Genomic DNA, 6,328 nt, shown 5'->3' on the forward strand with positions numbered 1-6,328 from the left:
GTGACCTTTCCGGTTAACCCGATTTTCCAAAAAATTCATGCTGACGTCCTAACGGACATCGGATAACCTAGAAATAAGGGATGGAATATCTACAAAGGCTAATGTGGAAGCTATTTCGGCCTTCAATGTYATTAAGGGCTTTTTGTAATATATCGCTGTCCGATAGCTATTGGATAGCCTTACTAAACAATACCATTGCTGCTGCCGACTTCGGTAAATTTCCGGCAAACGGCAAAAAGCTCATGGTGGAGTACTCTTCACCGAATACCAATAAGCCTTTGCATTTAGGACATATACGCAATAACCTCTTAGGTTATTCGGTGTCAGAAATCCTAAAAGCCTATGGCTATGATATTATCAAAGCCAACTTAGTGAATGACCGAGGTATACACATCTGCAAATCTATGTTGGCATGGCAAAAGTTTGGCAACGGCGAAACACCGGAATCTACAGGGATGAAAGGAGACCACCTTGTCGGAAAATATTATGTGGTATTCGATAAGGAGTATAAAAAGGAGATAGATGCTCTAAAGGCGCAAGGTTTATCAGAAGAAGAAGCAAGAAGAATGCTCCATTGATGTTGCAAGCACAGGAGATGCTCCGCAAATGGGAAGCAGGGGACGAAGAAGTTATCTCCCTCTGGAAGACCATGAACAACTGGGTGTACGAAGGTTTTGAAACGACCTACAAACAGCTTGGCGTGGACTTCGATAAATATTATTATGAGTCGAATACATACCTTTTAGGAAAAGACATCATCCAGGAAGGGCTAGACAAAGGTGTTTTCTTCAAGAAAGAGGACAATTCGGTATGGATTGACCTTAGCGATGAAGGATTGGACCAAAAGCTGGTATTGCGTGGTGACGGCACCTCTGTTTACATTACACAAGATTTAGGGACAGCTCAGCTGAAATTCGATGAGTTCGGCATGGATGAGTCTATATATGTTGTAGGTAACGAGCAGGACTATCATTTCAAAGTTTTATTCTCCATCCTTAAAAAGCTGGGAAGACCTTGGGCTGACGGTTTGTTTCACCTGTCGTATGGCATGGTTGACCTTCCTTCCGGCAAGATGAAGTCGCGTGAAGGTACGGTGGTAGATGCGGACGACCTTATGGCAGAAATGATCGAGACGGCGAAGACCCGCACCGAAGAGCTGGGAAAAACGGAAGATTTTACAGAGGAAGAAAAGGCAGAGCTTTATCATACCATAGGTATGGGAGCGCTGAAATATTTCCTTTTGAAGGTAGATCCTAAAAAACGTTTGTTGTTCGACCCTAACGAGTCTGTAGACTTCCAAGGACATACGGGACCTTTTATACAATATACACACGCCCGTATCAAGTCCGTGCTTCGTAAAGCTGGGTATGTTGAAAATGAGACAAAAGTAAATCCTGGAAGGCTGTCATCTTATGAATTGGATCTTATCAAGGCACTCTCGGAATATCCGTTTATAGTGGAAGCTTCAGCAAAAGAGTTTAGTCCTGCACAATTAGCAAATTATGCTTATGAAGTGGCTAAGCTATATAACAAATTTTACCATGAGGAAAGTATCCTTAAAGCCGAAGATGAGGATGTGAAGGCTTTCCGTCTTACTTTGTCGGCCTCAGCAGCAAGAATAATAGCGGAATCTATGCGTCTTTTGGGAATTAAAGTTCCAGAGCGGATGTAATATATATTTTTTAAATCGTATATTTAAAAGCATAAAATAATCTAACCGCCGTAGCGGTTAGATTATTTTTTTATATCGACGTAATTATATTTGGCATCTTATATGCACCTAAACTTTTATGAAAAGATATAAAATTGGATTGATAGGATTTTCTATAGGAGGACATGTTTTTCATGCTTCCTTTTATTGCTGGTTAACTCTGATTTGGAGCTCTATAAAGTCACAGCCCGTCGTGAGGAACACCAAAAACTGCTGGCGGAACGTTATCCTGACGCTATCGGTGTGCTGTCGGCAGATGAAATCATCAATGACCCGGAGGTAGACATTGTGGTGGTAGCCACCTCAAACGATGTGCATTTCAGTTTGGCCAAGCAGGCATTGGAGGCAGGAAAACATGTAGTCGTAGAAAAGCCTTTTACTAATACCAGCCGTGAGGCTGACGAGCTGATCGCCTTAGCGAAACAAAAAGGTTTGTTACTGTCTGTTCATCATAATGCTCGCTTTCATTCCGACTTTAAGACGGTGAAGCGCGTGCTTGCTGAAGGTCGGCTAGGGCGTGTGGTAAGTTATGAAGCGCGTTTTGATCGTTTTCGGAACTTTTTGAGACCTGGAGCGTGGCGTGAGGAAAACCTACCGGGCTCAGGTATTCATTACGATTTGGGGGCGCATCTTATTGATCAGGCTTTGCAGCTCTTTGGCGCTCCGGAATCCGTATTTGCCGACTTGAGAATACAAAGGGACGGGGCAAAGGCTGTTGACGACTTTGAATATATTTTATCTTATCCTCGACTCAAGGTCACGTTGAAAGGACAAATGTTGGCTAAAGAGCCTACACCGCGCTTTGCGATATATGGCATGAACGGTTCTTTCGTTAAGCGTGGCGTAGATCCGCAGGAAAACCTATTGCGCGCTGGGGTACGCCCCGAAGAAAGGCCGGATTGGGGAGTAGAATCGGCAGATATTCAAGGGTCGTTGTCGCTTTTGGAAAATGGACAGGATATACATGAATATGTGTTGAGTGAGATAGGGAGCGGACAGGATTTCTATAAAAATATAGTGGCGACCTTGCGTGGAGAAGAAGCCTTATATATCACTGCAGAACAGGCTCGGGACGTGATCCGCATCTTGGAGCTGGGCGATCTTTCATGGAAAGAGAAAAGAGTAGTGCCGGTAGCGGGCGAGTTAATCGCTTACTAAATGGAGTTGTCAATTATCGTTAGAGCACTTATCTTTGCCCGCATAAATTTAGGAAGTGAAAAACTACGACGCTATAATTATCGGTGGAGGGGCTTGCGGATTGATGTGTGCTGCCCACGCCGGTTTGTTGGGGAAGCAGACGCTGATTTTGGAGAGGAATGACAAACCGGGAGCTAAAATATTGATCTCTGGAGGAGGAAGATGTAACTACACCAACCTAGGCACTTCCATAGACAATTTTGTGTCACAGAATCCTAAGTTTTTAAATGCTGTCTTTGCACAATGGACTGTAGAAGATACCATTCGCTTTTTTCAGGATTTCGGAGGTATTGAACCTCAGGAAAAAACTTTGGGACAGCTGTTTCCTTCTTCCAATAAGGCTAAAGATATTGTAGCCACATTTACCAAACTACTCTATGAGACAGGTCAGGATATTTGGCTCAACACGTTGGTAACGCAAGTACAAAAGACGAAACAAGGAGGATACCGTATTACTTTAGAAAGAGAAGGTATAGAACAGCAGCTTACGGCCAAGAAGGTTGTCCTTGCTTCCGGAGGTTTACCGGTATATAAATTGGGGGCATCAGACTTCGCCTTGCGTATAGCGCGGCAACTGGATATTGAGGTCGTCACTACGGCACCGGCCTTGGTGCCTTTGACTATTACAGGAAAAGATGCCGAGTGGTATGCTTCCTTGGCAGGAAATACAGTGTTTGCTAAGGTATATAAAGATAAGATTTCTTTCGAGGAAAATATCTTGTTTACCCATTGGGGACTTAGTGGTCCTGCCATTCTTCAGATTTCATCATATTGGCGGCCCGGAGAGACCATTACCATAGATCTGTTACCAAACTTTCGCTTGGAAGAGTTGATTAAGCAGGAAAGAAATAAAGGGGGACGAAGGCTTGTAGGGCAGTTGCTGAACGACTACTTTTCCAGAAAGATGGTGGACGCATTGGGAAAATATCTTCCTATAGATATAAAAATTGCTTCTTTAAGTAAGGGAGATGCCCAAACCATAGTCGATACAATCCATAGGTTCAGAGTGAAGCCGGCAGGAGACAAAGGCTACGATAAGGCGGAAGTTATGCGTGGTGGTGTAAGCACTTCCGAGCTTAATCCGCGCACTTTGGAATCCAAGAAATATCCCGGACTGTATTTCGGAGGAGAAGCAGTGGATGTTACAGGCTGGCTTGGCGGCTATAACTTTCAGTGGGCCTGGGCTTCCGGTTTTGCTATAGCCCAGGATATCTAATATTCTTACACTTTTAATATAGCACGGAAGCCACGAGCAGCGTAATAGGATTCTGCTCCATTGTGATATATAAATACTCTTCCATATCGGCGGTCACCAAAGATTGCTCCTCCGCGTTGCCGGATGTCGGCAGGCGTCTTAAGCCAGCTGGAGGTTTTAAGGTCAAATTCTCCAATTTTTTGCAGTTCGATATATTGCTGCTCATCCATGATTTCGACCCCCATCATTTGTGCAAGGTGAAGAGCAGAATCTTCAGGTTTATGTAGCTTGCGCGATTCCAAAGCTTCTTCGTCGTAGCAAAGGCTACGTCTTCCTTTGGGACTTTCTGCCGAACAGTCTGCAAAGATAATAGTGTCCGTCTCTGAATCATAGCTTATGACGTCCGGTTCTCCTTCGGTTTCTTCCATTTGACGAAGGCTCTCAAGTTTTGAAGGATTGTCCACCAGTTTTCGTTCGACGACATCCCAACCTATATCCGGATGCCTATGTTTATATTTAGTAAACCGCTCTTTAAGTGTTTTTAGTAGTTCTGGATGTTGCATGAGTAAATTTAGTATTGGTTTTATTAGATAAAATTAGAAATTTTTATTTAATAAAATTAATCAATAACAAAATCCATCCTGTAATCATCAACAATCCCCCCAAGGGAGTGATAGGACCTAGAAATTTTAAGTTCTTTTTCCAATACTCTGCAAATGATAGGAGATAGATGCTAAAGGAAAATAATATGGTGCCACAAATAAGACAATATACAGCTAGTTTTGTGATATGCTCCTGAAAATTCAACTGCAAGCCTAAGATTAGTAAACTTAGTGCAGAATACATCTGATAGCGTACACCGACTTCGAAGGAGGCCAGTTTTTCATGTGGAGATAAGTTTCTTGAGGGCATGCGCTCCGAATGCTCCCAAAATTATCGCTAAAATTCCGAAAAGAGTTGCAGCAACTAGGGTGATTTTTTCCATGATTTTATAGCTGTTTAATTATGTTTTTGAGTTTTATGTATCCTCTATAGTTCCAAGTCTGCTGACCATGTTTATAAATTACTAAATAAGGAATGCTGCTTATTTGTAGCTGTTGCATCAACTGTTTGTTTTGGTCTATGTCGATTCTGAGGACCTTTACTTTTCCTTTGTAGTTTTTCTGTATAAAGTCAATATGAGGTTCGATTTTTTTGCAGGGGAGGCACCAGGTCGCATAGAAGTCTATCAGGACAACATCGTTGCTGGCTATTTCTTTGGAATATGCTTCCCATGTCATGTTGGTAATCGGTTTTTCTTTTTCGACAAGAGGAAGACTTTTGCTTTCCCAATTCAAAATACCGCCTTCGATTTCCACGACGTTGAATCCTTGAGCTGTAAGAACTTGAGCTGCTTTGGCACTGCGGGCGCCTGATCGGCAGTACACATATACAGGCTTTTTCTTGTTTAAGGTCTTTGCGACCTCTTCAAAGATTGCACTGTTGTTCCAATCGACCGAAAGTGCTCTTTCTAGATGTTTCTCTTCAAACTCTGTTGGTGTGCGTACATCCAACAGTTGGATTTTACTGGCTTTCTTTGTTATAATATGATACGCCTCTTCCGGGCTGATTTTTGTCTGTGCCGAAAGGCTGTGAAAGACTAAGACGAATAAGCAAAGTATAATTTGTTTCATATGGTGATTCTAAACTATAAAAAACAAGGAGCCTTAGGCTCCTTGCTGTTAAATTCCCATTTCTTTCAGGATGAAGTGTGCCTTGTCAATTTTGTCGGCAATCCATAAGATATAACGTATATCCACACCTATAGAGCGGCTATAGCTTTCATTCCACGCGAAGTCGTTGATGGTGGCGTCGTACGAGCGGTCGAAGTTGACACCTACCAGCTCGCCATAGGCATTCATGATTGGTGAGCCTGAGTTTCCTCCCGTAGTATCCATATTGTATAGCATGTTTACAGGCACTTCATTGGTTTTCTTACTTACGTAAGGGCCGAAGTCTTTTTTCTCCCACGCTTCTTTGATTGCCTGCGGGTATCTGAATTCAGGTAATCCTGAATTTCCTTTTTCGATTAAGCCTTTGATGGAGGTGAAGGGAGCCATATAGGTAGCATCGGCAGGGCTATAGCCTTTGATGTTACCGAATGTAAGGCGTAGTGTAGAATTGGCGTCAGGGATAAAATTTTTTGCTGATAAATTTCCTTTACAGCAACATAATCTCCCATAAGG

5 protein-coding genes and 2 pseudogenes are annotated in these 6,328 nt (G+C 42.7%); 3 read left to right on the forward strand and 4 right to left on the reverse strand.

Features of this window, described 5'->3' with window-relative positions:
- Positions 1–103: 103 nt before the first annotated feature.
- The 3 genes and pseudogenes from argS to SD31_RS08545 form a co-directional block, all read left to right on the forward strand.
- A pseudogene (argS, locus tag SD31_RS08535) lies at positions 104–1,672 on the forward strand (arginine--tRNA ligase); the annotation flags it as partial.
- 204 nt (positions 1,673–1,876) lie between these two features.
- On the forward strand, positions 1,877–2,869 hold the full coding sequence (locus SD31_RS08540; RefSeq protein WP_231561369.1) for a Gfo/Idh/MocA family oxidoreductase: 993 nt from the start codon (positions 1,877–1,879) through the stop codon (positions 2,867–2,869).
- A gap of 103 nt (positions 2,870–2,972) precedes the next feature.
- The gene (locus tag SD31_RS08545; protein ID WP_052258839.1) at positions 2,973–4,124 is read left to right on the forward strand and encodes an aminoacetone oxidase family FAD-binding enzyme; all 1,152 of its coding nucleotides are present in this window, start codon (positions 2,973–2,975) and stop codon (positions 4,122–4,124) included.
- A 5-nt stretch (positions 4,125–4,129) separates the two neighbouring features.
- On the opposite strand, the gene SD31_RS08550 is transcribed toward SD31_RS08545, so the two are convergent.
- The 4 genes and pseudogenes from SD31_RS08550 to SD31_RS08565 all read right to left on the reverse strand — a co-directional run.
- Positions 4,130–4,666 carry a DUF4256 domain-containing protein gene (locus tag SD31_RS08550; RefSeq protein WP_052258837.1) on the reverse strand — a complete coding sequence of 179 codons (537 nt, stop codon included), beginning with the start codon at positions 4,664–4,666 and terminating at the stop codon, positions 4,130–4,132.
- 43 nt (positions 4,667–4,709) lie between these two features.
- Positions 4,710–5,015, reverse strand: coding sequence for a DUF423 domain-containing protein (locus SD31_RS08555; protein WP_231561370.1), 306 nt, complete (start codon positions 5,013–5,015; stop codon positions 4,710–4,712).
- Positions 5,016–5,092: 77 nt separating this feature from the next.
- A complete protein-coding gene (locus tag SD31_RS08560; protein ID WP_039053817.1) occupies positions 5,093–5,776 on the reverse strand; it encodes a thioredoxin domain-containing protein in 684 nt (227 codons plus the stop codon).
- A 48-nt stretch (positions 5,777–5,824) separates the two neighbouring features.
- Positions 5,825–6,328: pseudogene (locus SD31_RS08565) on the reverse strand (S46 family peptidase); the annotation flags it as partial.

Source organism: Sphingobacterium sp. T2 (assembly GCF_000814685.1).
GTDB classification, from domain to species: Bacteria; Bacteroidota; Bacteroidia; order Sphingobacteriales; family Sphingobacteriaceae; genus Sphingobacterium; species Sphingobacterium thermophilum.

Bases quoted from the DNA above. Each gene is read 5' to 3' on its own strand.
- SD31_RS08545 (WP_052258839.1), top strand. From the start codon at position 2,973: ATGTGTGCTGCCCACGCCGGTTTGTTGGGGAAGCAGACGCTGATTTTG.
- SD31_RS08550 (WP_052258837.1), bottom strand. From the start codon at position 4,666: ATGCAACATCCAGAACTACTAAAAACACTTAAAGAGCGGTTTACTAAA.
- SD31_RS08555 (WP_231561370.1), bottom strand. From the start codon at position 5,015: ATGCCCTCAAGAAACTTATCTCCACATGAAAAACTGGCCTCCTTCGAA.
- SD31_RS08560 (WP_039053817.1), bottom strand. From the start codon at position 5,776: ATGAAACAAATTATACTTTGCTTATTCGTCTTAGTCTTTCACAGCCTT.